Origin of the sequence: Dietzia sp. B19, from assembly GCF_014145155.1 — a bacterium.
Lineage (GTDB): Bacteria > Actinomycetota > Actinomycetes > Mycobacteriales > Mycobacteriaceae > Dietzia > Dietzia natronolimnaea.
Genome location: NZ_JAALED010000572.1, coordinates 42,837 through 43,757 on the forward strand (window position 1 = coordinate 42,837; position 921 = coordinate 43,757).

Here is a 921-nt window from a genome sequence, read left to right on the forward strand (position 1 = left end):
CGCCGAGGCATCACCGGATCTGATGCGCGAACTGCTGCAAACCATGATCAACGCCCTGCTGTCCGCCGATGCCGACAGCGTGTGCGGCGCCGAATGGAACGCCCGCAGCACCGAGCGCACCAACCGGCGCAACGGCTACCGCCACCGCCCCCTGGACACCCGCGTCGGCACCGTCGACGTCGCCGTCCCGAAGTTGCGCTCGGGCAGCTACTTCCCCGAGTGGCTGCTCGAGCGCCGCAAGCGAGCCGAGTCCGCGCTGATCACCGTCGTAGCCGACTGCTATCTGGCCGGGGTGTCTACCCGCCGGATGGACAAGCTGGTCAAGACCCTGGGTATCGACTCGCTGTCCAAGTCGCAGGTCTCACGCATGGCCCAGGACCTGGACGAGCAGGTCGCCGCGTTCCGGCACCGCCGCCTGGACGAGGCCGGGCCGTTCACCTTCGTCACCGCTGATGCGTTGACGATCAAGGTCCGCGAGAACAACCAGGTCGTCAAGGCCTCCGTCCTGCTGGCCACCGGAGTCAACGGCGACGGCCACCGCGAAGTCCTCGGAATGCAGGTCGCCACCAGCGAGACCAAAGCCTCATGGAACACCTTCTTCGCCGACCTGGTCGCCCGTGGCCTGGGCGGAGTCCGCCTGGTGACCTCCGACGCCCACGCCGGGCTCGTCGAGGCGATCGCGGCGAACCTGCCCGGAGCTGCGTGGCAGCGCTGCCGCACCCACTACGCGGCGAACCTGATGGCCGTGTGCCCCAAGTCGATGTGGCCGGCCGTGAAAGCCATGCTGCACAGCGTCTACGACCAGCCCACCGCCACCGCGGTGCACGAGCAGTTCGACCGGCTCCTGGAGTACACCGACGGCCGGCTGCCCGCGGTCGCTGACCACCTGGGCGATGCCCGCGAGGACCTGCTCGCCTTCAC

The 921-nt window shown here is 68.9% G+C and carries 1 protein-coding gene; it reads left to right on the forward strand.

Going from position 1 to position 921, the window contains the following annotated elements; genetic code table 11:
- A partial coding sequence (locus G6020_RS15990) for an IS256 family transposase (RefSeq protein WP_241732782.1) occupies positions 1 to 921 on the forward strand: 921 nt, incomplete at both ends.